The sequence below is a fragment of the Mycobacterium talmoniae genome, assembly GCF_001854525.1.
Lineage (GTDB): Bacteria > Actinomycetota > Actinomycetes > Mycobacteriales > Mycobacteriaceae > Mycobacterium > Mycobacterium talmoniae.
Genome location: NZ_MLQM01000045.1, coordinates 1 through 23,632 on the forward strand (window position 1 = coordinate 1; position 23,632 = coordinate 23,632).

Annotated in this window: 24 protein-coding genes; 12 read left to right on the forward strand and 12 right to left on the reverse strand. The window is 68.0% G+C overall.

All coding sequences use genetic code 11. From position 1 onward, the window contains the following. Positions 1-129: 129 nt before the first annotated feature. The gene (locus BKN37_RS10750; RefSeq protein ID WP_071025356.1) at positions 130-1,005 is read right to left on the reverse strand and encodes a Rieske (2Fe-2S) protein; all 876 of its coding nucleotides are present in this window, start codon (positions 1,003-1,005) and stop codon (positions 130-132) included. A 509-nt stretch (positions 1,006-1,514) separates the two neighbouring features. Here BKN37_RS10750 and BKN37_RS29135 point away from each other — a divergent pair. Continuing rightward, positions 1,515-1,793 (forward strand): hypothetical protein, encoded by a 279-nt coding sequence (locus tag BKN37_RS29135; protein WP_071025359.1) that lies wholly within the window; start codon positions 1,515-1,517, stop codon positions 1,791-1,793. A gap of 337 nt (positions 1,794-2,130) precedes the next feature. On the opposite strand, the gene BKN37_RS10760 is transcribed toward BKN37_RS29135, so the two are convergent. Further along, a complete protein-coding gene (locus tag BKN37_RS10760) occupies positions 2,131-2,991 on the reverse strand; it encodes a hypothetical protein (protein ID WP_071025362.1) in 861 nt (286 codons plus the stop codon). A gap of 323 nt (positions 2,992-3,314) precedes the next feature. Between BKN37_RS10760 and BKN37_RS10765 the strand changes: the two genes are divergently transcribed. Continuing rightward, positions 3,315-3,989: a GAF and ANTAR domain-containing protein gene (locus tag BKN37_RS10765; RefSeq protein ID WP_071025365.1), complete on the forward strand. Its 675-nt coding sequence runs from the start codon at positions 3,315-3,317 to the stop codon at positions 3,987-3,989. 83 nt (positions 3,990-4,072) lie between these two features. Here the strand turns inward: BKN37_RS10765 and BKN37_RS10770 are convergent, their stop codons facing one another. Continuing rightward, positions 4,073-4,675 carry a PAS and ANTAR domain-containing protein gene (locus BKN37_RS10770; RefSeq protein WP_242657202.1) on the reverse strand — a complete coding sequence of 201 codons (603 nt, stop codon included), beginning with the start codon at positions 4,673-4,675 and terminating at the stop codon, positions 4,073-4,075. Between the two features lie 357 nt (positions 4,676-5,032). After that, entirely contained in the window at positions 5,033-6,145 is a 1,113-nt protein-coding gene (locus BKN37_RS10775) for an enolase C-terminal domain-like protein (RefSeq protein ID WP_071025372.1), read from the reverse strand. Positions 6,146-6,231: 86 nt separating this feature from the next. Between BKN37_RS10775 and BKN37_RS10780 the strand changes: the two genes are divergently transcribed. From BKN37_RS10780 to BKN37_RS10790, 3 genes are read left to right on the forward strand one after another with little or no spacing between them, the layout of a single operon-like run. Then, positions 6,232-6,708: an oxidoreductase gene (locus BKN37_RS10780; RefSeq protein ID WP_071025427.1), complete on the forward strand. Its 477-nt coding sequence runs from the start codon at positions 6,232-6,234 to the stop codon at positions 6,706-6,708. Between the two features lies 1 nt (position 6,709). Then, entirely contained in the window at positions 6,710-8,200 is a 1,491-nt protein-coding gene (locus BKN37_RS10785) for a molybdopterin-dependent oxidoreductase (protein WP_071025375.1), read from the forward strand. Between the two features lies 1 nt (position 8,201). Next, complete coding sequence (locus BKN37_RS10790; protein WP_071025377.1) at positions 8,202-8,480, forward strand: hypothetical protein; 279 nt, start codon at positions 8,202-8,204, stop codon at positions 8,478-8,480. A 5-nt stretch (positions 8,481-8,485) separates the two neighbouring features. On the opposite strand, the gene BKN37_RS10795 is transcribed toward BKN37_RS10790, so the two are convergent. Further along, a complete protein-coding gene (locus BKN37_RS10795) occupies positions 8,486-9,892 on the reverse strand; it encodes a DUF222 domain-containing protein (RefSeq protein ID WP_071025379.1) in 1,407 nt (468 codons plus the stop codon). Between the two features lie 232 nt (positions 9,893-10,124). On the opposite strand from BKN37_RS10795, the gene BKN37_RS10800 reads away from it, so the two are divergent. Beyond that, positions 10,125-10,709 carry a type 1 glutamine amidotransferase domain-containing protein gene (locus tag BKN37_RS10800; RefSeq protein ID WP_071025382.1) on the forward strand — a complete coding sequence of 195 codons (585 nt, stop codon included), beginning with the start codon at positions 10,125-10,127 and terminating at the stop codon, positions 10,707-10,709. A 92-nt stretch (positions 10,710-10,801) separates the two neighbouring features. Here the strand turns inward: BKN37_RS10800 and BKN37_RS10805 are convergent, their stop codons facing one another. Genes BKN37_RS10805 through BKN37_RS10820 form a run of 4 tightly spaced genes read right to left on the reverse strand, consistent with a single transcriptional unit; the run spans position 10,802 to position 12,795 of the window. Beyond that, a complete protein-coding gene (locus BKN37_RS10805) occupies positions 10,802-11,152 on the reverse strand; it encodes a hypothetical protein (RefSeq protein WP_071025385.1) in 351 nt (116 codons plus the stop codon). A gap of 17 nt (positions 11,153-11,169) precedes the next feature. Further along, entirely contained in the window at positions 11,170-11,502 is a 333-nt protein-coding gene (locus BKN37_RS10810) for a hypothetical protein (RefSeq protein WP_071025390.1), read from the reverse strand. 10 nt (positions 11,503-11,512) lie between these two features. Further along, complete coding sequence (locus tag BKN37_RS10815; RefSeq protein ID WP_071025394.1) at positions 11,513-12,562, reverse strand: YncE family protein; 1,050 nt, start codon at positions 12,560-12,562, stop codon at positions 11,513-11,515. Between the two features lie 5 nt (positions 12,563-12,567). Continuing rightward, a complete protein-coding gene (locus BKN37_RS10820) occupies positions 12,568-12,795 on the reverse strand; it encodes a hypothetical protein (protein ID WP_071025430.1) in 228 nt (75 codons plus the stop codon). Between the two features lie 95 nt (positions 12,796-12,890). On the opposite strand from BKN37_RS10820, the gene BKN37_RS10825 reads away from it, so the two are divergent. The 3 genes from BKN37_RS10825 (at position 12,891) to BKN37_RS10835 (ending at position 16,442) form a co-directional block, all read left to right on the forward strand. Continuing rightward, positions 12,891-13,847: a TIGR03557 family F420-dependent LLM class oxidoreductase gene (locus BKN37_RS10825; protein WP_071025434.1), complete on the forward strand. Its 957-nt coding sequence runs from the start codon at positions 12,891-12,893 to the stop codon at positions 13,845-13,847. 15 nt (positions 13,848-13,862) lie between these two features. Next, positions 13,863-14,540 carry a UdgX family uracil-DNA binding protein gene (locus BKN37_RS10830; protein WP_071025397.1) on the forward strand — a complete coding sequence of 226 codons (678 nt, stop codon included), beginning with the start codon at positions 13,863-13,865 and terminating at the stop codon, positions 14,538-14,540. Between the two features lie 102 nt (positions 14,541-14,642). Continuing rightward, positions 14,643-16,442, forward strand: a complete 1,800-nt coding sequence (locus BKN37_RS10835) for a thiamine pyrophosphate-requiring protein (RefSeq protein WP_071025400.1) — start codon at positions 14,643-14,645, stop codon at positions 16,440-16,442. Positions 16,443-16,524: 82 nt separating this feature from the next. Here BKN37_RS10835 and BKN37_RS10840 read toward each other — a convergent pair whose 3' ends face one another. Then, complete coding sequence (locus BKN37_RS10840; protein ID WP_071025403.1) at positions 16,525-17,547, reverse strand: SDR family oxidoreductase; 1,023 nt, start codon at positions 17,545-17,547, stop codon at positions 16,525-16,527. An 89-nt stretch (positions 17,548-17,636) separates the two neighbouring features. Here BKN37_RS10840 and BKN37_RS10845 point away from each other — a divergent pair, with 89 nt between their 5' ends. Beyond that, the gene (locus BKN37_RS10845) at positions 17,637-18,320 is read left to right on the forward strand and encodes a HemK2/MTQ2 family protein methyltransferase (protein ID WP_242657203.1); all 684 of its coding nucleotides are present in this window, start codon (positions 17,637-17,639) and stop codon (positions 18,318-18,320) included. Between the two features lie 49 nt (positions 18,321-18,369). Further along, positions 18,370-18,558, forward strand: a complete 189-nt coding sequence (locus BKN37_RS10850; RefSeq protein WP_071025409.1) for a CDGSH iron-sulfur domain-containing protein — start codon at positions 18,370-18,372, stop codon at positions 18,556-18,558. Here BKN37_RS10850 and BKN37_RS10855 read toward each other — a convergent pair. Next, the gene (locus BKN37_RS10855; RefSeq protein WP_071025437.1) at positions 18,538-19,551 is read right to left on the reverse strand and encodes an iron-containing redox enzyme family protein; all 1,014 of its coding nucleotides are present in this window, start codon (positions 19,549-19,551) and stop codon (positions 18,538-18,540) included. The two genes, BKN37_RS10850 and BKN37_RS10855, sit on opposite strands and share 21 nt — an antisense overlap. 120 nt (positions 19,552-19,671) lie before the next feature. Here BKN37_RS10855 and BKN37_RS10860 point away from each other — a divergent pair, with 120 nt between their 5' ends. Then, positions 19,672-22,593 carry an FAD-binding and (Fe-S)-binding domain-containing protein gene (locus BKN37_RS10860; RefSeq protein WP_242657199.1) on the forward strand — a complete coding sequence of 974 codons (2,922 nt, stop codon included), beginning with the start codon at positions 19,672-19,674 and terminating at the stop codon, positions 22,591-22,593. Here BKN37_RS10860 and BKN37_RS10865 read toward each other — a convergent pair. Then, entirely contained in the window at positions 22,590-23,537 is a 948-nt protein-coding gene (locus tag BKN37_RS10865; RefSeq protein WP_071025415.1) for an anti-sigma factor RsbA family regulatory protein, read from the reverse strand. The two genes, BKN37_RS10860 and BKN37_RS10865, sit on opposite strands and share 4 nt — an antisense overlap. Between the last annotated feature and the right edge of the window lie 95 nt (positions 23,538-23,632).

Below are 23,632 nucleotides of genomic sequence, written 5' to 3' on the forward strand. Positions count from 1 at the left end.
GTCGAACGCGCCATCTCCAAACACTGCGCCAAAGGCACCATCGACCGCACCAACTACACAACCACCATCACCATCGAAATCCTCGACGGTTGACAACAAGCCGCAAACCTTAACTGCGCGGCATTGCCTCTAGCCCCGGCTGACAATGCGCACCTCGACTTGTCCGTTGTTCTCGCGGGTCTGGAAGGTCGGCTGGCCGGTGATGGCCGGGCCCCGCAGCACCGCCCCGTCCCGGACGTCGAACTGGGAGCCGTGGCAGGAACAGGTCACCACGTCGCCGTCGAGTTCGCCCTCGCTGAGCAGGCAGCCGCGGTGGCTGCAGCGGTCATGGATGGCATGGATGACGCCGGCGTTGCGGACCACCAGCAGCGGGGTGCCGGCGGCTTCAACCGACTGCGGTTGTCCGTCGGTGAGTTCGCTCGCCGTAGCCACCGCCGTCCACTCGGCCGGGCCCGGGTCGAACACGGTTTGGTTGACCCCCACCCCGCGCACGAAGGACAGATGACCGCCGAGGTAGCCACCGGCCTGGAGCACCGCGGCGCCGGCCAACGCCAGCAGCACACCCCTGGCCCGTTTGCCCCGCCACCGGGCAACCCATGAGGCGCCATAGAGCAGCAACGCGACGTCGTTGACGCCGGCGTGCACCAGCCCCACTCGGCGGACGGTCGCATCGGACAACTCGGTGTCGGCCCAGTCGTTGGACCCGGTTACCGCGGTGGGGATCGCGGCCCCGATGCCCAGGGCGATCAGCCGCCGCGCCGCCTGCTCGCCGGTGCGCGGCGCGAGCAAGTCCAGCAACGTCGCCGACGTGAACGTGCCGATGACCAGATCGGTGAGCGGCGGATGCACCGGATGGCCTAACCGGGTGCCGCTCACCGCCTCTTTGAGGCCCTGCGGTGCTAGTAGCTGACGCACCTTTTTCGCAATCGCTTGCGCCGGCACGTCCAATGCCTTGGCTTGCTCAAGGCGACCGGTCAGCGCGCGGGGCGGGATCGAGGCGGGCATGGTTACTGCATTACCCGACCGGGTGTCGATCTACACCGACATCTACTCCGATGTGCTGCGGGTTCGCAGCGCTGGTGTACCTGCGCCCGGTCAGCCATCCGCGCGACACGCCAGCCTCTTCGGGAGCAATCATCTTGGTAAGCAAGAAGTTTCGAATGATCTGCCGCGGTGTCGAAATGCCTGGGTGTGGCTGGACCGACACGCTGAGCGTCGACAACAGTGCGGTGTCGATCGGGCGCGGTGCCCCAGGCGTCACGACCCCGGCGGCGCGATCGGGATGAAATGAGGCAGGAGATTCAGGTTTCGTCGCCTCTTCGACGGGTATGCGTACCCGGTCCGGAGATCAATCGACATAGGAACCGACATGATCGAAGACAAAAACACACACCGCTATCCGTTAGGCATGATCGGCGCAGGTATGGCTGCACTGGCCGTTAGTGGGGCTATGGCTGTCGTAGGTGTCGCCCCGGCGACGGCGACGACCAGCACCGGCGCGCCAGGACAGAGCTTTGCACCTTTCGAAGAGCCGCCGCCTGGTCCTCCTGGGCCGCCCGGACCGCCTGGACCTCCCGGACCGCCCGGAGACGTCGGCGCACCCGGCCCGGTGGGGCCGCCTGGTGGCCCCGGCGCTCCCGGCGCTCCTGGCCCGCTCGGTCCGCCTGGTGGGCCCGGCGCTCCCGGCCCGGTGGGTCCGCCTGGTGGACCCGGTGGCCCTGGCATTCCCGGTCCGCCCGGTGGGCCTGGTGCACCAGGTATGCCTGGAGCCCCTGGCGTTCCAGGGCCGGTAGGCCCGCCTGGGCCCCCTGGGGCCTAACCCGCATTAGCGTCCGACCGCAGCAAACCCGGTGGTTGCTGCGGTCGGCGTCATGCGCTCAGGCGGCGGTGAGGCTGAACTCAGCGCCTCGAGGCTGCGTCTAGGGCGTCGAGACTGAAGTGAGCGCCTCGAGGCTGCGTCTAGGGCCTCGAGACTGAACTGAGCGCGCCGAGGCTGAAGCCTCAGTGCGAATCGAGCCGGAAACGCGCCGTGGGTTCAGTCTGGACGCCTTGGTTTCAGGCTCGGCGCCGCCAGTTCAGGCTCGGCGCCGCCAGTTCAGGCTCGGCGCCGCCAGTTCAGGCTCGGCGCCGCTAGCGTGGCCGCCCTAGTCGAGCGGCCCGCGCGTCGGTGACTCGCGGCAGGATATCGGCGGCACGATCGCCTGCGAGTACGCGGATGACGATCCAGCTGAGCTTGTCGATCTCCTCGCGACGTCGAACGTCGTTTTTGTATTGCCAGGGGTCGAGGCGATGTTGCTCGCCGTCGTATTCGACGGCCACCATCACCTCTTCCCAACCCATGTCGAGGTAGTACGTCTTGCCGCTGTCTGGACCGACGACCGGGATCTGGGTGGTTGGCCGGGGTAAACCGGCCCGAATCAGCAAGAGTCGCAACCAGGTTTCCTTCGGCGATGCGGCGCCGGGATCGGTCAACTCCAGCACGGTTTCCAGCTGCCGAAGGCCCCGTGCGCCGCGGTATCGGTCGGCCAGCTCGGCGATGTCGGGTGCTTTGGCGCCGGTGGCCCGCATCAGGGCGTCGAGCTGGGCCACCGCAGTCCCTATCGTCCCGCGGCGACCGATGTCGAATGCGGTGCGTGTCGGCGTAGTCACCGGAACTCCCGCGACGACGCCGACCTCGTCGGCCTCCAGGTGCCTGGCGGAGGTGCGGATTCCAGGTGGTGGTCGGGTATTCGAGCAGATCAGCTCGATCGGCAGCCGCTCGTCGACCCATTTCGAGCCCTGCCAGGCCGCGGCGGTCAACCCGGCGAGCACGCTTTGTCGATGCGACCACAGCCAGGCCGCCATGGCGCGCTGCTGCACGGTGAGGTCTGGACCGCGCAAGACGTAGACGTCGGGAAACACGGCCCGGAACCGGGTCCGCAATTGATGTTGACGCAGCACCCGGGTAGCCAACGCCTCACTGCCAAGGAACGGCTGCTCGCGGTTCGTCATGGCGACAGCTTCGGTGACCGATCCGGCCCGCGGACACCCAATTCCTGGTTCGGAACCGTTCCTGTGGATGAACGGCGGTCTGTGGGTCGATGAGACCAGCTAACGCGGGCTCTGGCGGGGGGAAGGCTTGGTGCATATGCTGAATCCGAATACGTCGACGTGGTTAATTGCGGGTACTCACCGACTAGCGCTCTAATGCGGCGGCATCCGCGAGGATCGCCAAAGTAGTTGTCGCCGACCGAGATGGGAGCGCGATGTCACCGTTTCGCGGAGCAACGCCGCCGCCCAGCGAAAGTTCGGGGGGCGCCGGGGGAAGCGACCTCATGAGCGAGCTGGCGGATCTGGTGCAGACGTTCGAGCACCCGCGCGGTGCGGATGCCGACACGGTCCTAGACGAATTAACTGCGAGTTCGCTGCGCCATATGATCGGGGCTCAGCATGCCGGCATCACCGTTGCCGCGCCGGACGGAAGCGTGCAGACCGTGTCGGCTACGGGCCCCTTGCCGGTTTTGCTCGATGAGATCTCGCAGCGCCACCACGAGGGGCCATGCCTGTCCGCGGTATGGGAGCATTCGCTGATTCGCCTCGACAGTGTCGTCGATGAGCAGCGCTGGCCACGATATTGCCGCGACGTGGCCGCAGAAACGCCGATCCGGTCCACGCTCGCCTTTCAGTTGTTCGCCAGTGATGGAACGAGCGGGGCGCTGAATTTCCACGCCGAACAACCGCATGCCTTTGACGACGATGCGGTGGAACTGGGTCTGGTCCTAGCCACCCATGTCGCGTTGGTCTGGCATATGGTGCGGCGCGACGAGCAGTTCCGCAGCGCGCTGGCCTCCCGCGACATCATCGGCCAAGCCAAAGGCATGATCATGGAGCGATTCGGCATCGACGCGGTGCAGGCGTTCGAACTACTGAAACGGTTGTCGCAGAACTCCAACACGCCGTTGATCGACATCGCGCGGCGGCTGGTGAGCCGTGACGCGGCCAGCCGATAGCCCCGTACCGGGAGCGCAGGTGCGTCGTCCGCTTCGGTGCCTCGTGTGGGACAGCGCCTACCCGAAGCAGGGGGAGGTCATCCTCATTCCAGGGTGAGCAGGGTGTGGTCGATGTCGGAGAGCACACCGGGCGGCAACTTGCCGGACAGGGCGGATAGGAAACGGGCAGCCAGGTCGCGAACCTTGACGTTGGTCTCTTGGGAGCGCCACACCAGGATGTCGAATGCCCGGTCGGCGGAGATGCTGTAGGCGACCATCAGCACGCCCTTGGCCTGTTCGATGATCGCGCGGGATTCGGCGACCTCGGAGACGGCGGTGCTGACGTCGGACTGCAAGGCCTCGGTGACGTCGGTGTAGAACCCGGCGGTGCCGATCACGGTGCCGGTGTCGTCGAGCATGCGATCGCCCACGACGATCACCCAGTGGGTGCGGCCGCCGGCGTCGATAATGCGGTGTCGGCTGCTGAACGGTTCGCCGTGCCCGACCCGGTCCAACACGGCCGCCACCTGCGGCCGGTCCTCGGGGTGCTTGTGCTGTAGCAGCAACTCGGTGGTCGGCTGCACGGCTCCTGGTTCGTAGCCGTGCATGCGGGCTACCGCGTCCGACCACTCCCAGCGTTGGCCGTCGAGAAAGTAGCGGAACCGGCCCACCCGTTGCGGTTCACCCTGGCCGACGACCAGATCCAGGCCGCTCTGGCCCCCGGCGTCGCCACCGCTTTGCTCGCCGAACTGAGCATCGACATCCCCGACCACCCGCGTACCCGCCTTCTCGCGCCCAGAGACCCTCGTGGATTCAGTTAGCTAGCGGTCAACGCCACGGTCTGACGATGCCAAGCGGGTACACCCTGACATCGCCATTGTCGGGGTTGTGCCGGAAGCGGCCTACCAGACCGACGCTTGCTGCTGAACGCCCGTGCCTGCCGTTAACCACCCATAAGTTAAGCACAACCGAGGCTGCGGTGCGTTAACACTGCACAGATGGGTAATTGCCACCAACCAGTTCGGCGGCGGCGAAAAGCGCGTCGACGCAGTGCCGGTGACGCCCTAGCTCACCCGGAACCGATCGAGGTCGGCGCGCTTGACGCTCAAACCGTGACCAGGCGCGCTGCGGTCCGGGCGCAGCACCCCGCCGGGTCGCGGATCAAGAACGCCGTCGAACGCCATGCCCTCGATCCGGACGTGGTCATGGAAGTACTCCAGGTGCCGCAGATGCCACACCGCGGCGCCGACGTGTGCGCTGATCTGCGGGGCGCAGTGCAAAGACACATCCAGGCTGCGGGCGTCGCACAGCGCGGCCACCCGCAGCACCCCGGTGATCCCGAGGCACCGGGTGACGTCGACCTGCAGGCAGTCCACCGCGCCCGCGTCCAGCATCCGCTGAAAGTAGGGCAGGTCGTAGCCGTACTCGCCGGCGGCGATATCCATCCCCGCGGGACCGTGCTGGCACAGCTGGTGCAGGCCCTCTAGGTCATCGGAGCTCACCGGCTCTTCGAACCACCGGACGTCGTGGTCGTCGAAACGGTGCGCCCACAGCCGCGCCTGTTTGCGGCTGTAGGCGCCGTTGGCGTCGACGTACAACTCGGTGCCCGAACCGATGGCCGCCCGCGCGGCCCCGAGCCGGGCGGTGTCGACGTCGGGATGGCGGCCGACCTTGATTTTGACCCGGGGGATCCCCGCGGACACCCAGCCGGTCAGTTGCTCCCGGAGGGTGTCGTTGTCGTAGGAGGTGAACCCGCCGCTGCCGTAGATCGGGGTGCTCTCGTGGACCGCGCCCAGCGCCACCACCAACGGCTCACCGAGCAGTCGGGACCGCAAGTCCCACAACGCGATGTCGACCGCGGCGATCGCCTGGGCGACCACTCCGGGCCGACCCAGGTTGCGGACCGCGTGCAGCATCTGCGCCCATCGGGCCGGCGGCTGCAGCGCATCCTGCCTGGTGACGACGCCGGCCAGCTTGTCGCGGATGACAGTCGCCACCGCGGTACCCGCGTAGGTGTAGCCGATCCCGGTGGCGCCGCCGGCACGGACGGTGGCCAGCACCAGCGTGGTCGAATCCCACGCCAGGGTGCCGTCGGATTCCGGGGCGTCGGTGGGAATCGTGTAGGCCGCCGCCTCGACGGCGTCGACGGGAACGGGTGCGCCCGCGGTGATCGTCATGGTCGCGGACTACCCGCGCAGCGCAGCACGTATACCTGGCCGCGACCGCGGCGCGTTTGTTGCCACCGGGGCCGGGGTATTTAGCTCTGGTGGGCACATTGGTCATCCGAGGGTGGCGGCGCCTCTGGTCGTCGCCGCTGCTGACGCTCAACGGGTGGGTGGCCTTCAATCTGCCGCGGACCGTGACCGCCGTGGGGGGCACGCTGTTGTTGGCGATCGTCGCGCTGCACGGTTACCTGCTGGCCACCCAGCCGGCGTTACCGGCCTACTTCGTCGTCTACGCCGCGGTATTGGCCGCCGGCTGCCTGGTGGCCGCCGCGGCGACGGCGTGGGGGAGGAGCGGTGGCTGGTATTTGGGCAGCCTGGTCTGCCTGGTCTTTCTGGGCATCTACCTGATCAGCCGGTTCGTGGCGCTGCCGGCGCTCGGCGCGCTGACCGGCCGCTGGGATGTCGCCGCGGGAACATTCGCCATGGCATTCGCGGCGGCCTTCATCGGACTGCACGCGACGGTGCTGTCCGGCATCAATGTCGCCTATCCGCAACGGCAGAACTGGCGGGACTGAGATGACAACGCTGGACTACCCGGTATGGCTGCGGGTGGATCACTGGCTCAATCTGCTGTTCGTCACGCTGGTCATCCGCAGCGGAATTGAGATCCTCGGCACGCACCCCAAGCTGTACTGGAACGAGGACAGCAAGCCGGGCACCGAGTGGGCGCGGTTCACCCCCAAGGTGATGCCGACCGACAAGATCTACGACACCCTCGATGAAGAGGAGCACTACAGTTCACTGGTCGCGTTGCCCGGCCACAAGAAACTGGGCATGGGGCGGCACTGGCACTTCTTCGCGGTGATCGGCTGGATCCTGGTCGGATTGTCCTACTACATCCTGTTATTCGCCACCGGGCAGTGGCACCGGTACTGGCCGTATTCGTGGTCCATCTTCTCGGAGGCGTGGAACGACATCGTTACCTACATGACGTTCAACCTGCCGCCGCTGCTGCCCGGAGAACCGTTGGACGCGGTGCAGAAGCTGGCCTACGCCGGGGTGGTCTTCGTGCTCGCGCCGTTCATGATCCTGACCGGGGCCGCGCAATCACCGGCGATCGAGGCCCGGTTCCCCTGGTATGTGCGGATGTGGGGTGGCCGGCAATGGGCGCGCAGCCTGCATTTCCTGGGCCTGGTGGCGTTTTTGGTGTTCATCGTGATCCACCTGTCGATGATCTTCTTCTGGAGCTGGGGGCAGCTGACCGCGTTGATGATCTTCGGCTCGGTCCGCAACATCTATTGGGCGACGACGCTGTCGCTGCTGATCATCGGCGCGGTGATCGCCATCCACGTGGCCGCCACCCAGTGGAGCCTGCGCCGACCCGTGCAGGTGCGCCGCATCCTCGGGTGGATCGTCACCGGGGCACGGCTGGTGCTGTTGCGGCCGTTGAACTCCCGGCAGAACTACCCGGCCCGCAGGCTGTCCGAGGAACATCGGGTCAACGGCAAACCGCCCTGCACCACCGAGTACAAGGTGATGGCGGTGCACAACTTCGTCGACTGGCGGCTGCGGGTCGGCGGCCTGGTGGAAAACCCGGTCACCCTGGATCTGTCGGCGCTGCGGGCGCTGGGTGAACCACAGAGCCAGCGTGTCCTGCACAACTGCGTGCAGGGCTGGAGCAGCATCGGGGAGTGGAGCGGGATCCATCTGAGTCGGCTGTTGGCCGAGGTGCGACCGCTGCCGCAGGCACGGTACATCTGCTTTTTGACCATGCAGGACTGTGGCCGCGACGAACCCAGCGCGGACGGGACGGGACAGTTCTACGAAGTGATGGATCTCGAACTCGCCCATAAGCCGCAGACCATCTTGGCCTACGAGATGAACGGCCGGCCGCTGCCGATCAAACACGGTGCGCCGCTGCGGCTGCGGGTGGAAACCCAGGTGGGCTTCAAGATGGCCAAATGGATCAACCAGATCGAGTTGGTCAACGACTTCGCCGGCATCGGCCACGGCTTGGGCGGCTGGCGGGAGGACAACATCCACTACGACAAGGACGTGGAGATCTGAGATGCCGCCCGTGCCCGACGAGGTGATGGTTCGTCCCGAGCTCATCGAACTGGATTCGCCTGAGCGGCACCGCGTCCTCGACCAGATCGCCGCGAAAAAGGGACACTGCGACAGCTGCGGCGGCACGGAATTCGAGGTCGGCGCCGCGCTGTATCTGGGATTTCTGTTCCTCGATGAAGACACCGACGCCTACATGATCGCGCTGACCTGCCGCAGCCGCGACTGCGCCCGGCCGCGCACCGGAGTCGTCTTGCACGAAAACGAGTTTCGCCGGCTGTAGCGGCGCTAGGGGTCGTCGTCGTCGTTGTTGTGGAGGAGTTCTTCGGGGTGGTGGAGGTGGTTGATTTCTGGTGGGGTGGTGCCGTCGGTCCAGGCGAGGCGGCCGGTGTTGGTGATGGTGGTGGTGTAGTGGCCGTTGGTGGCGCCGGTGTGGTCGCCGCCGCAGGCGAAGTGCAGTTCGTCGGCGTTGGTGCGGCCGCCTTTGCTCCAGTCGTTGGCGTGGTGGACTTCACAGTGGTAGCCGGGTTCGGTGCAGTTGGGTCGGGTGCAGCCACGATCCCGGGCGTAGCAGATGATGCGCTGATCCAGGGTGGCGATGCGGCGGCTGCGGCCGAGGTAGAGCGGGCGGTGGGAGTGGTTGTCGAATACGGCGAGGTAGTGGATGGAGTTGGCGGCCATGCGGATCAGGTCGCGCATGGGCAGCCTTGAGCCGCCGCCGGTGCGCGCGGGGGGCGGCATGGGGATGGTGGGGTCGCTCATGGCGTGGATGGCTTGGTTGAGGTCGGCCAGGGTGGTGGTGGCGATGACGGTGAGCGGTATGCCGCGGTGGGTGCCTAAGCCTTGGGTTTGCAGGGCGTGGCGTAGCGCGAGTTTGAGGGCGTCGTGGCGGCGTTGTGCGGCGGTGCGCAGGTCGCGGGGTTGGGCGCCATCTGTTGGGGTGTTGGGTTGGTGGTGGCCGGGGCGTACGGCGGCGAAGATGGCTTCGAGGTAGGCGCGGGTTTCGGGGTCGAGGCAGCCGGTGAGCCGGCTCATGCCGTCGGGGCCTTGTGGGCCCAGGGTGAGGCTGCGCCGCCGGGCGCGGTCGTCGTCGGTGTAGTCGCCGTCGGGGTTGATGACGTCGCGGATGGCGTTGCCGACGGCGGTCACGAAGGGGGCGTCTTGGTGTTTGGCGTGGCCGACCAGGGCGTGTTGGGCGGTGTCGCGTTGGTCGGGGGTGGTGGTGGTCGGGAGGTGGTCGAGGGCTTTGGTGATGGCGGTGATGTGGTCGTCGCCGAGGTGTCCGGCTGCGACCGCGGCGGCGAGCTCGGGTAGTTGCGGGGGTAGGGGTGGTCCGGTGAGGCTGCGGCGCGGGCAGATGCGGGCGGCTAGCCGGAAGCGGCGCCGGATTTCGGGGCGGGGGATGCGCAGCCGTTTCCAGAGCAGGTCTTGGATGCTCAGCGCTGGGGGCAGCGCGGGGTCGAGGGGTCCGTCGGCGGGGTCGGCGATTTCGCCGAACACCCGGTAGGACAGGCCGCGGTTGAGGCGGTGTTGGGTTTCGAGCCGGTCGGCCATTTCGACGCGAAACGCGTTGCCGACTAGGTCGGTGTCGGCGGCGCGCAACCGTGCGTGGGCGGCGTCGATGAGGTCGAGGTCGGCGCGGATCTGGGCGCGTGCCGCTTGTGCGGGGAGTTGCACCTGATCCGTGTGAGCCATACCACAGAGTCTACCGAACAAATGTGCGAATGTCAGTCCGGATTCGGCAATTTGTGGATGAATCCGCAACTGTGGATAACCACCAAATCTCCACTGCGGCAACCTGATACCACCCGCGATAGCACTGGCGGTCCACCGGGCACCGCTCAGTCCGGCGACGCGCCCGCTACCGGTTAGTTGCGCCGATAGTCGGGTATTCCCTTGCGAGACCACACACAGATAAGGGGATCTCATGTCCACACCGCTACAGGGCCGCAAGGTCGCTTTTCTGGTCGCGCCCGAGGGCGCCGAACAGGTTGAGCTCACCGAACCGTGGCAGGCAGTCACCGCCGCCGGCGGGGAAGCCACGCTGGTGTCGACAGATACCGGGACCGTGCAGGCGTTCAACCACCTCGATCGCGGCGATCAATTCGACGTCGACCGGATCGTCGACGACGTGTCCGCCGACGATTTCGACGCGTTGGTGCTGCCCGGCGGGGTGGCCAACCCCGACGCGTTACGCACCGCTCCGCGCGCGGTGGCCTTCGTCAAGGAGTTCTTCAATGCGGGCAAGCCGGTGGCGGTGATCTGCCACGGGCCGTGGACGTTGATCGAGGCGGATGTCGTTGCCGGTCGCCGGATCACGTCGTGGCCCAGTCTGCAGACCGACATCCGCAACGCCGGCGGGGACTGGGTCGACGCCGAGTTCGTCCGCTGCGATGCTGGCCCGTCGACACTGCTGTCCAGCCGCAAACCCGATGACCTGCCCGCCTTTTGCTCGGGGCTGGTGCAGGAGATCGGCGCGTCGGCAGTCCAAACGACCGGGCCGCGCGGGTAGCGGGGTCGTCGCGGGCCAGAGCGTTCGTGACTGTGCGAATCCATACGCCTGCCAGGCATATCGCGTATGAAACCGCACAATCGGCGCCAGCTTCATCCGGCGTCGTCGGGGGTGCGCAGCCCGCGCGCCACCGAGCCACCGGCCTCGTCGGCTTGTTGCCGGCTCAGGTCGGGCTCGGGCTGCTGGGCTTCGTCGACCCAGACGTCGGCCTCCTCCTGCTCGAGCCGTTGCTCCAGGCTTTCGCCCTCGCGTTGTTCGTCGGCGCTCACCCCGAACCGGTCGCTGCCCGTCCACCGTTCCGGGGGATCCATGCCCTCTTCGAGCGGGTCCAGGCCGATCCGTTCCTCGTCCACGTCCTCCGCGCCGACGCCCGCGGCGACATCCGGGTTCACCGCATCGCCGGGGTCGGGCTGGTACGGGGACGACGCGTCGTGTTGTGCCATCGGTGTTCTCCCTTCGCTCACCCGGCGGAAGCGGTCGGCGTCTCTGGCAATACGGGACGAGCCAGCCCCCACTTGGTGACCAGCGGTGTCAGCGCCGAAAGCTCGTCGCACAGTTCCCCAAACCGTCGCTGGTCGGTGTCGGCGAGCGCCCCGAGCGAGCTGTAGTAGACCAGCCGGGGTAGCCGCCCGGCCAGCGCCGTGCCCCACCGGATGCTGATGTCGTAGATCTGTTCGGCGCTCACCGTGTCCTGCTCAGCCAGGCGCTTGAGCGCGTCGATCTGCTCGGTGAGCACCGCCACGTCATCGTCGATGCTGATCGTGGCCTCGTGCTGTTGTGGCGCGGCGCTCATCGGACCTCCCTCACAACCGCGGCTTGGTCACGCTGACCAGATGCGCCTGCCCGGCCAGGGTCAGGTACACCCGGTGCGGGCCGACCGCCATCCCGGACAGCGGCGCCGACTTCGCCCCGGCCGGCAGTCCGCTGCGGTAGTCGATCACCGAAACGATCGGGATGGTGTGCTGCCGGTAGCCGGTGACGCTGGCCGCTTCGAACACCACCACGTCGTGGTCGGTGGCGGCGTACACCCGGGTGTCATCGGTGCCCAGATACCGGATCGGCGCCGACGGTAACCGGGCCGTGCCCACCACTTCCAGGCCCTCGCCGCCCCGGCCGGAATCCACCGCGTACAGCACCCCCTGGTCGCGGGCGGCGACGTAGCTGCGGGTCACCTTGGTGCCGTCACCGGCGGCGGCGACGACGTCCATCGCCAGGCTGCCGCGCTCCTTGGGCGGCGACGACGGCCCCTTGTAGTAGTGGATTCCCGACGGTCCGTACAGGTGGTAGTCGATCGCGCGGCCGCGGTTGGCGCCGTCAATGAACTCTGCCGGGGCGCCGCTGACCGGCGCGGTGGGCAGTTTCTTCCAGCCGTACTGATCCACCGGGGTCACCGACGATCCGTCGGCGGCCAACGCCAGTAGCACCCGTTGCCCGGCGTCCTCGGAGAGGTAGGCCGGCGCCGGTCCAGCATCGAACTCCTCCAGGACGGTCAGGCTGGCCAGGTCGACGACGGCGACGGTGCCGTGCTGGGGCTGCGGCACGAACACCGTCGCGTCGTCCTTCTGGCTGATCTGCAGGTTGCGCCCGGCGTCCATCGGCGCCGACACCCGGGTGCGGATCGCATCCGGTCGGGCCGGGTTGGCGACCTCGGCCACTCGGTGATCGTCGGTCAGCCCCACCAGCGTGTGCCGCCGATAGGACCAGACCGGGTCGTGCAGGGGCGCCTCAAGCGCGGTCACCACCACCTCGGGGGAGCGCTCCAGCGTGGCGCCCGGCGACGAACAGCCCGCGGCGCCCAGGGCGGCCGCGGTGGCAACGACGGCACAGCCCCGCAGCAGCGGCCGGTCCGGCATGCTGGTCAGCCGCGCAGCCGTTGGGTGAGCAGCGACTTGCCCTCTTCGGCGCCCTTGCGGCTGGCGTTTTGGGCGCGCCGGAACAGGTCGGCCAATTCGGCGTCGCCGGTGCGGTCCGCGTCCGCGATGTAGGTGTCCATCCGCAGCGCGTTGTCCAGGCAGGTCTCGACGAACCAAATCAGGTCGTAGTCGCGGTCCTTGGTGCCGGTGACCTGACCGGTTTCTGCAGTCATCGCGTCTCCCATCCGTTGCGGTATTTCTCGGACGTCCGTGGGCTACCCGCCGGCCGCGGCGATTAATCGCGGGCACGCGGGGTATGCCCCAGGTCATGACGACACTCGGCTACTTTTTGTCCTGCGAGGAATTCCATCCCAACGAGTTGGTCCGTCAAGCGGTTCGGGCCGAGGCCGCTGGGTTCCAACGGCTGTGGATTTCGGATCACTTCCACCCGTGGACCGACCGGCAGGGCCACAGCCCGTTCGTCTGGTCGGTCATCGGGGCGCTGTCCCAGGCGTGCTCGCTGCCGGTCACCACCGCCGTCACCTGTCCGATCATGCGCATCCACCCGGCGGTCGTCGCGCAGGCGGCCGCCACCAGCGCCGCCCAGCTCGAGGGCCGCTTCGCCCTGGGGGTGGGCACCGGGGAGGCGTTGAATGAGCACATCACCGGCCAGCACTGGCCGACGTCGGCGGTGCGGCGCGACATGCTCGAGGAGGCGGTGGCGGTGATCAAGGACCTGTTCACCGGCGAACAGGTCAACCACCGCGGCCGGTATTACACGGTGGAAAACGCCCGGCTGTACACGCTGCCGGCCGAGCCGGCGCCGATCTACATCTCCGGGTACGGGCCGGCCGCCGCCCAGTTGGCCGGGCGGATCGGCGACGGCTTTGTGTGCACCATGCCCTCGGCCGAACTGGTGACGGAATTTCGCGGCGGCGGCGGGGCCGGTAAACCCACCCAAGCCGGCTTCAAGGTGTGCTACGCCGGCAGCAAGGATGACGGCCTGCGCACCGCCCACGAACTGTGGTCCACCGAACAGCTGCCCGGCGAACTTGGTCAGATACTGCCCACCCCAACGCATTTCGAACAGGCGTCCAGCCTGGTTCCGGCCTCCGCGGTGGAGCAGGCGGTGCCCTGCGGCCCAGACGCCAAGCTGTACCTGGACCGGATCCGCGACTTCACCGAGGCCGGCTTCGACGAGGTGTATGTCCAACAAATCGGGCCCGACCAGGACCGGTTCTTCGACTTCTGGGAATCCGAAGTCGCGCCCGAGTTCGCCGCGTAAGCCCGAGGCCCGACGATGGCGACCACCAAAGCGCCGGGGGCGGGGCGCTACCTGCCGGAGAATCGGACGCTGCCGGCGCTGCGGCACGCCGCCAGCGGGTGCCGGGGCTGCACGCTCTATGAGAACGCCACCCAGACCGTGTTCGGCGAAGGTCCCCGCGATGCACCGCTGATGCTGGTCGGCGAGGAGCCCGGTGATCAGGAGGACCGCCAAGGACACCCGTTCGTGGGTCCGGCCGGGCGGCTGCTGGCCCGCGCCCTCGACGCGGCCGGCATCGACCCGGAGCGCACCTATCAGACCAACGCCGTCAAGCACTTCAAGTTCACCCGCAAGGAGACCAAGCGGCGGATCCACCAGAAGCCCAGCCGCACCGAGGTCGTCGCATGCCGGCCCTGGCTGATCGCCGAGATCGAGGCGGTGCGGCCGCAGGTGATCGTGTGCCTGGGCGCGACCGCGGCCCAAGCCTTGCTGGGAACGGCGTTTCGGGTCTCCACCGGACGCGGCGAGGTGCTCGACCTGCCCGCGGAGGTTGAGCTGCGGGTGCGGCAGCGGCCGATGGTGGTGGCCACCGTGCACCCATCGGCGGTGGTGCGCGACCGCAGTGATCAGCGCGAGGAAACCTATCGGCAGTTCGTCGCCGACCTGCGTGCCGCGCGCAGCGCCGGCCGCCGCGTGGCCCGGCGGGCGGTTTGAGGGGCCGGGGTGAGCGCCGAGTTGGCGGCAGTGCGTCTAAGGCCGCCGTGTTGTGGGTAATACCCCCCTTGAACGTCCGCTCGCTGTGGAAAGAGGTGTGTAATGGCCAGCGCTTTGGTTTCCGACTTCGTATTGGAACGGCTGCGCGATTGGGAGATCGACAAGGTTTTCGCCTACGCGGGAGACGGGATCAACGGTCTGCTGGCCGCCTGGGGACGTGCCGACAACAAGCCGAAGTTTGTGCAGGCCCGGCATGAGGAGATGTGCGCATTCGAAGCGGTCGGTTACGCGAAGTTCAGCGGGCGGCTCGGGGTGTGCGCAGCGACGTCGGGTCCGGGCGCGATCCACCTGCTCAACGGCCTCTACGACGCCAAGCTCGACCGGGTGCCGGTGCTGGCCATCATCGGGCAGACGAATCGCAGCGCGATGGGCGGTTCGTATCAGCAAGAAGTCGATCTGATGAGCCTGTACAAGGATGTGGCCAGCGAGTACGTCCAAATGGTGACGGTCCCCGAGCAACTGCCCAATGTGCTGGACCGCGCCATCCGCACCGCGCTGACCAAACGCACGGTCACGGCGGTCATCATCCCCGCCGATGTGCAGGAGCTCGAATATTCTCCGCCGACACACGCGTTCAAGATGGTGCCGTCCAGCCTCGGGTTCGAGTGGCCCGACATCGGGCCCGCACCCGACGGGTCGCAGCGGGCCGCCGAGGTGCTCAACGCGGGCGAGCGCGTTGCCATGCTGGTCGGCTGCGGCGCCAGAGGGGCGGTCGAGGAGGTCACCGAGCTGGCCGACCTGCTGGGTGCGGGAGTGGCCAAGGCGCTGCTCGGTAAGGACGTGCTGTCCGACGAGTTGCCCTGGGTGACTGGCGCCATCGGACTGCTGGGCACCCGCCCGAGCTACGAGCTGATGCGCGACTGCGACACGCTGCTCACCATCGGCTCGAGCTTTCCCTACACCCAGTTCCTGCCCGGCTACGACCAGGCGCGCGGCGTGCAGATCGACATCGACCCCGCGTTGATCGGGATGCGCTATCCCAACGAGGTCAACCTGGTCGGGGACGCGGCGGCCACGGCGCGCGCGCTGATCCCGCTGATCCAACGCAAGTCCGACCGCTCCTGGCGGGACACCGTCGAGCAGAATGTGCGGCGCTGGTGGGAAACGATGGCGATGGAAGCCGAGGTGGACGCCGAACCGCTCAACCCCATGCGGTTGTTTTCCGAACTGTCCCCGAAGCTGCCCGACGACGTGATCGTCACCGCCGATTCGGGATCGTCGGCGAACTGGTATGCGCGCAATCTGAAGTTTCGCGGCAACATGCGTGGCTCGTTGTCGGGCAACCTCGCCACGATGGGCCCCGGCGTCCCGTATGGCATCGGCGGCAAGTTCGCCCACCCGGACCGCCCGGTGATCGTGTTCAGCGGCGACGGCGCGATGCAGATGAACGGGATGGCAGAGCTGATCACGATCGCGAACTACTGGCAGGAATGGGCCGATCCGAGGCTGATCGTCGCGGTGCTGCACAACAATGACCTCAACCAGGTGACCTGGGAGATGCGCGCCATGGCCGGTGCGCCGAAATTTCCTGAGTCGCAGACAATTCCGAGTGTGGACTACGCCAAGTTCGCCGACAGCCTGGGCTTGGCTTCGGCTACGCTGACCGATCCCGGCCAGATCCCCTCGGCGTGGGAGCGGGCGCTGGGTGCCGACCGGCCCACGGTGCTCGATGTGCATTGTGACCCGAATATCCCGCCGGTGCCGCCGCATGCCACGTTCGAGCAGATGAAAAGCGCCGCCACCGCGGTGCTCAAGGGTGATGAGGACGCGTTTGGTCTCATCAAGGAGGGCATCAAGGTCAAGGTCCAGGAGTTCATCCCGCGCCACAAGACCCCCACCTAAGGGATGCGCCGTGATGGTCATCGGACCCGTCACGCGAGATTGACGTCACGCAGGGGGCCACTCGACCTTTTTCTACATGAGTTCAATCTGGCGGTGCGGCGGCGACCCGGGCGGCCCCGTACGACGCCGCCAACGCCGCGGTCGTCAGCAGGCCAGCGCCCAGCAGCGAGCGGCGATGCCGGCTGGCCCAAAGCTGGGCGGAGCGCGGGTGGGACCGGCTGTCGAAGACGCCGTGCGCGCCGTAGTCGTCGCCTTCGTCTACCGGCTCCCACAGGTTGGCGGGCCGATCCGGGCTCACCGGTTGGTCGGTCTGCTGCGAGTCGTACCCGGTTCGGGCCAGGTAACGGTCCAGCAGCGCCGGAGCCAGCCGCTGGCCGAGAATGGTGCCCACGGTGCTGGCGCCGACCCAGTACTGTTTGCGCCGCGGATGATCCAGGGCGTGCATCACACCGCGGGCCGCGACCTCGGGCTGGTAGATCGGCGGCACCGGCTGCGGATGCTTGTCCAGCCGGGAGCGCACCCAGGAGAACTGCGGGGTGTTCACCGCCGGCATCTGCACCACGGTGATCCGGACCTTGCTTTTATCGTGCAGCAGTTCGGTCCGCAGCGATTCGGTGAACCCGTTGACCGCGTGCTTGGCGCCGCAGTAGGCCGATTGCAGCGGGATCGCACGCACGCCCAACGCCGAGCCGACTTGCACGATGACCCCGGCGTCGCGCGGGCGCATCCGCCGCAGTGCGGCCATGGTGCCGTACACGAACCCCAGATACGTCACATCGGTGACGCGACGGTATTCGTCGGGGCCGATCACCGCGAACGGCGCAAACAACGACGTAAACGCGACGTTGATCCAGGCATCGATGGGGCCGAACCGTTCCTCCACCTGAGTTGCGGCCGCATCGACCTCGTCGTAGTTGGCCACGTCGGTAGGGATCGGCAGCGTCCCCCCGCCGGCCGCGCGGACCTCGGCGGCCGCCGCGTTCAGGCCGGCGGCGCCGCGGGCCAGCAAGCCGATGCGGGCACCGCGTTTCGCCAGCAACCGCACCACCGCCCGACCGATTCCCGCGCTCGCACCGGTGACCACCACCACTTGCGGTTTGCCCATAGGGGCTCTTTACCCGTTGGGGGGATGGGTAAACCGCACGGCGCGGTTTGCTTCTGGTCGGTACCGGGTAAACCCGCCGGGTGACTACGCTGACCACCGGCCCCCGCTGGTGCGACACCCTGGCCGTCGACGGTGTTTATGCGCCGCAGGAAGATTCACGGCTGTTGATCACCGCGCTGGAGCGCGCCGACTTGGCCCGGCACCGCCGCGTGCTGGACCTGTGTACCGGCAGCGGCATCGTCGCGATCGCCGCGGCCGAACTGGGGGCGGCCAGTGTCACCGCCTTCGACATCTGCCCGCGGGCGGTGCGGTGCTCGCGGAGCAACGCCCGCAACGCCGGGGTCGACGTGCAAATCCGGGAAGGCCCCTGGACCCGCGCATTGGGCGATCCGCCGTTTGAGGTCATCGTGTCCAATCCGCCGTATGTGCCCACCCCCGCCGACGCCGGCCCGATCCCGACTGCCGGCGGCCCGGAATGGTCGTGGAACGGCGGTGTGGACGGCCGGGCCGTGCTCGACCCGCTGTGCGTATCGGCCACCCGCCTGCTGTGCGGTGGCGGATCCCTGCTGCTGGTGCAGTCGGTGTTCGCCAACGTGCCCCGGTCGTTGGCGTTGCTGCGGTCGGCCCGGCTGGAGGCCGAAATCGTGGCCTCGCAGGTGATTCCGTTCGGCCCGGTGCTGTCGGCGCACGCGGCCTGGTTGGAGCGCACCGGCCGCATCCAGCGTGGCTGCCGGGAAGAGCAGCTGGTCGTCATCCGGGCGGATAAGCCATGACACCCGCCGACGACGACGCAGAGCAGAGCGATGAGGAGGAGCGGCGGCAATGACGCACGTGCGCGTGGTGCGTAACGGCCCGGTGTTGGTGTCCGGCCCGGCGCGCATCGAGACCCCCGACGGCGTCGTCGAATCCGACCGCTTCATGGTGGCCATCTGCGCCTGCGGACGCAGCAAGAACTACCCGCTGTGCGACACCAGCCATCGGCGCTGCCGGTCAGTCCAAGGGTCCGCGTAACGACGTGCGCCCCTCCCGCCACGAGGTCAGCATCTTCTCGGCGAGGCGGTCCTCGACCACCTCGCGGGCCCGGATCCCGAACACCACATCGGACTGCAACTGCGGCTCCCGGGCGATCAAGTCGCCGACCACGTCGGTGCGCACCACCTGTTCGTGCACCGCGTCGGCTTCCACGTGCTCGCGGTAGAACGCCACGCACGGTTCCGGTGCCTGCATCCGGGCCAATGCGGCGACCAGCCGGCGCGAACCGGGCGGGGACGTGATCTCCGTCGACGCGAAATGCCCGATCGCGGCGCCCCGCCAGCGCCGGTGCAACCCGAACAACGACATCAGGTTCACCACTGCCAGCGACTCGGCCGGCACCGCGTCGAGATAGGCCAGATAGTTTGGATCCAGCCCGGCCGCGGCCATCAGGTCGGCGAACAGCTGCTGGTGAATTCGTGGGCCGCGCCCGGCCCCGTACTCGTCGAATTCGACCGCCACGAACGACGCCTTGGCCTGGCCGATCAGCCGGGGGATGGTCCAGGCGTGCGGATCGCCCTCCTTGAGGTGGTACAACGACCGGTGCACGAAGTATTCGCGCATCTGCGGCCAGGTTCCGGCGTCCCGCAGATACCAGGACAGCCCGGTGCCCTCGACGGGTTCGACGCTCAGCGCGTCCATTTCGTCGGCGGCGGTGGTGTGCGGCGGGATCGGACCGACGTCACGACGCACCCCGGCGAGGAATAACTGCTCGAGTTGGGCGCGCAGCTGCAACAGGCTGGGATTCCACTCCCAGGTCGGGTCGACACCGGCGAACCCGCGATAGTGCAGCTCGTAGCACAGATACAGCGCCAGCTGCAGATCCAGACCGTAGGGGTCGGCGTTGCTCGCCAGCCCGTCGAAGTCGCTGACATGGGGTGCGGGTCCGGTGAGCCAGTTGTGGACCGTTGTCGACAGCGGTCCGTAGCCGGCCGGCAGCGCCGGTTCATTCCGAATCGGTGCAATGGTCACGTCGGCGGGTACCCCGGCGGGGCCGCTGACCAAACCGGTGATTGCAGTTCGCATAAACGCGGTCGATGCGGGGTAGTCCCACCGGGACGACGAAGGGAGCGGCGGGCGGTGCAGGTCGACGTGGCGCGATTGCAAGGCATGCTGGTTGACCGGGTCGACGGGGAGGTCAGGTTCGACGATGGCAGCCGGGCGGCCTACGCCACCGATGCCTCCAATTTTCGGCAGGTGCCGATCGGGGTGGTGGTGCCCCGCACCCCGGAGGCGGCCGTCGATGCGGTTGCGGTCGCCCGGCAGTGCGGGGCACCGGTGTTGGCGCGGGGCGGCGGCACCAGCCTGGCCGGCCAATGCACCAACACCGCGGTGGTGCTCGACTTCTCCAAATACTGTCACCGGTTGGAATCGGTGGACGCCGATGCACGGCGCTGCGTGGTGCAGCCCGGCATCGTCCTCGATGAACTCAACCGGCAACTGGGCCCCACCGGTCTGCGTTACGGCCCGGAGCCCTCCACGCACGCCAACTGCGCCCTCGGCGGGATGATCGGCAACAACGCCTGCGGTTCAACGGCGCAACGCGTCGGCAAGGTGGTCGACAACATCGCCCGGCTCGAGGTGCTGCTCTACGACGGCACCCGGTTTTGGTGCGGCGAAACCAGCGACGAGGAATTCGCCCGCATTGAGGCCCGCGGTGATCTGCGGGCCACCGTGTATCGGCGGTTGCGGCGGCTGCGCGACGAGTTCGCCGACGACATCCGGTCCGGCTTTCCGCAGATCCCCCGGCGGGTGTCGGGCTACAACCTGGATTCGTTGTTGCCGGAGAACAACTTCAACGTGGCCGGGCTGCTAGTCGGCAGCGAATCCACCCTGGTGACGGTGCTGCGCGCCGAACTGCAGTTGGTGGAGGTGCTGGAGAAGCGGACCCTGGTGGTGCTGGGCTATCCCAGCGTGGATAGGGCCGGCGACGCGGTGCCGGCGGTGTTGAAGTATGAGCCGACCGCCTTGGAGGGCTTGGACGCCAAACTGATCAAAGACGAGAAGATCCAGCACCTCAACCCGCAGGCGCTGGAAAAGCTGCCCAAGGGTCCGGCGTATCTGATGGTGCAGTTCGGCGCCCACGACCAGGACGAGGCCGACGCGCAGGGGCAGCGGCTGCTGGACGGCCTGCACGAAAGCGAGCACGCCCCCGACGTGTCGTTCCTGGAGGACCCGGCGATCGAAGACGAGCTGTGGCAGGTCCGGGAGGGCGGCCTCGGGGCCACCGCACACGTCCCCGGACACCGGGACACCTTTGAGGGATGGGAGGATTCGGCGGTCGCGCCGGAGCGGCTCGGGGAGTACCTGCGCCGGCTGCAGGCCCTCTACGAGGAATTCGGCTACAGCAGCGACACCGGGCCCAGCCTCTACGGGCATTTCGGGCAGGGCTGTATCCACACCCGGATCCCGTTCGACCTGTTCACCGCCGACGGGGTCGCTACCTACCGTCGTTTCCTGGAGCGCGCCGCCGACCTGGTGACCGAACTCGGCGGGTCGTTGTCCGGCGAGCACGGCGACGGGCAGACCCGCGGTGAATTGCTGCCCCGGATGTACGGGGAGCGGCTGATGGCCGCGTTCGGCGAACTCAAGCACATCTTCGACCCGCAGAACCGGATGAACCCAGGCAAGGTGGTGGATCCGCATCCGCTGGACGCCAACCTGCGGCTGGGCGCCACCTGGGCCCCGGCGGCACCGCAGGATCTGCATTTCCACTACCCGCACGACGACGGCTCCTTCGTGCGGGCCGCCAACCGATGCGTCGGGGTGGGCAAATGCCGCCAGCACGACACCAGCGGCGGGCAGGTGATGTGCCCGTCCTACCAAGTGACGTTGGAGGAACGGCATTCCACCCGCGGCCGGGCGCGGCTGTTGTTCGAGATGCTCAACGGGCACGGCGACGGGCCGATCACCGACGGATGGCGGTCCACCGCGGTCAAAGACGCGCTGGATCTGTGCCTGGCGTGTAAGGGCTGCAAGTCCGACTGCCCGGTGAACGTCGACATGGCCACCTACAAGGCCGAATTCCTGGCGCACTACTACGCGGGCCGGCCCTGGGCCCGCCCCCGCGCGGACCTGTCGATGGGGTGGCTGCCGGTCGCGGCGCGGCTGGTGACCGCGGCCCGGATGGGGCGACTGGCCAACGCCGTCACCCACGCGCCGCTGTTGCGGCGGGCCGCGGTGGCGGCCGCCGGCCTAGAAAACCGGGACATTCCGCGGTTCGCGACGCAAACCCTGCGGCAATGGTTCGCCGCCCGACCAGAACCCGGACCCGGGGGCCGCCGCGGCAGCGTGCTGCTGTGGCCGGACACCTTCACCGACTGCTTCCATCCGCAGGTGGGCCGGGCCGCGGTCGCGGTGCTGGAGGACGCCGGGTGGCGGGTGACGCTGCCGCGGCCACGGCTGTGCTGCGGACTCACCTGGATCTCCACCGGCCAGTTGCGCACCGGCAAGGCGGTGCTGGCCCGCACGGTGTCCGCGCTGGCGCCGCACCTGCGCTCCGGCGGATTGGTGGTGGGGCTAGAACCCAGTTGCACGGCCGTATTCCGTTCCGACGCCGCCGAGTTGTTCCCCGACGACCAGGATGTGTTGCGGTTACGCGACCAGACCGTGACGCTGGCCGAACTGCTGACCCGGCACACCCCCGGTTACCGGCCGCCGCGCGGTGACGTCCCCAGGAAAGCGTTGGCGCAGGTGCACTGTCACCAGCACGCGGTGTTGGGCTTCGACGCCGACACCGACCTGCTGCACGATGCGGGCGTCGAGGTCGAACAGTTGGGAGCTGGATGTTGCGGCCTGGCCGGCAATTTCGGCTTCGAGCCGGGACACCTGGAGGTCAGCAAGGCCTGCGCGGAACGGGTGCTGCTGCCGGCGATCCGCGACGCCGACCCAGGGGCGGTGGTCCTGGCCGACGGCTTCAGTTGCCGCACCCAGATCCACGAATTCGGCGACGGCGACAAGGAGGCCGTACACCTGGCCGAACTGCTGGCCGCGATGGCGGGTCAGCAGATCTAGCCGCTCAGCCGAAGCTGAGCCTGCACGGTGGTGCCGTCCGGGGTGATATGGGCGCGCACCAGGTCGGCGACCGCGTTGACCACAAACAGCCCGCGCCCCCGAGTGTCGTCGCGACCAATCGGCCGGCGCCCGGCCAGCGGGTCGTCGAGGTAGCCGGAGTCGCGGACCTCGCACACCAAATGACCGTCGTGCCGCCACAGCGCCACTGCGCACGGCCCGGCGGTGTACTGCAAACTGTTGGCCGCCAACTCGCTGATGATCATCTGCAGGTCGGCGATGCCGTCCGCGTCAAGACCGAACCACCGCGCGTACTTGGCGGCGAAGGCGCGTGCCGCGCTCAGATCGGCCAGTTGGTTGATTGTGTAGCTGGCCGCGGCGGGATCCCGCGGCAGCGGCTGGTTGTACCGCGACCACACCGCGTCCGGCGCGAAGCAGGGGCTGTCCTGCGGGGGACAACCGAGTTCCCACAGCACCGGGTGGGTGGCGCGGGCATCATCAATCACGCTGGGGGACAACGTGTTTGTGTCGTAGGGGCAGACGATCGCCACATCTTGGCCGGCAAACGCTTTGTTGATCAGTGCCTCATGCTGTACGCACGCCGCGTATTCATCGGGGGACCGGCCTGCCCAGATCGGCTCGCCGATCATCCGCACCGGCCGCGGCGCGTGCTTGGCGGCGAAGGCGCCCAACACGCCACCGAGGATGTGGCCGGGGTTGCGTCCGCCCCGTGCCATGTCGAGCAGGGTGGTCGCGGCCGCGGCGTCGCCTAACGCGTCACGCAGCGCCGACAAGTTGGGTTCTGGCACCGCCGCCAGCACCGGATACTCGGCGGCCAAAGCGTCCTCGATGAACGGCACCAGGCAATCGAGGTACTGCTGTTGCGAGCGGTAGAACAGCGCCGGGTGGACGAAGGCGCTTGAGCCAGTGTGGGTCGTCGTTGTCATACCGCTGCTCCCAGCGTGACGGGCGCCTCCCAGCCTAGCGCGCGCCCCCTACGACGTTTGAAGGTGCCGAGCCCGGGGGAAACGGTGGACGAGGA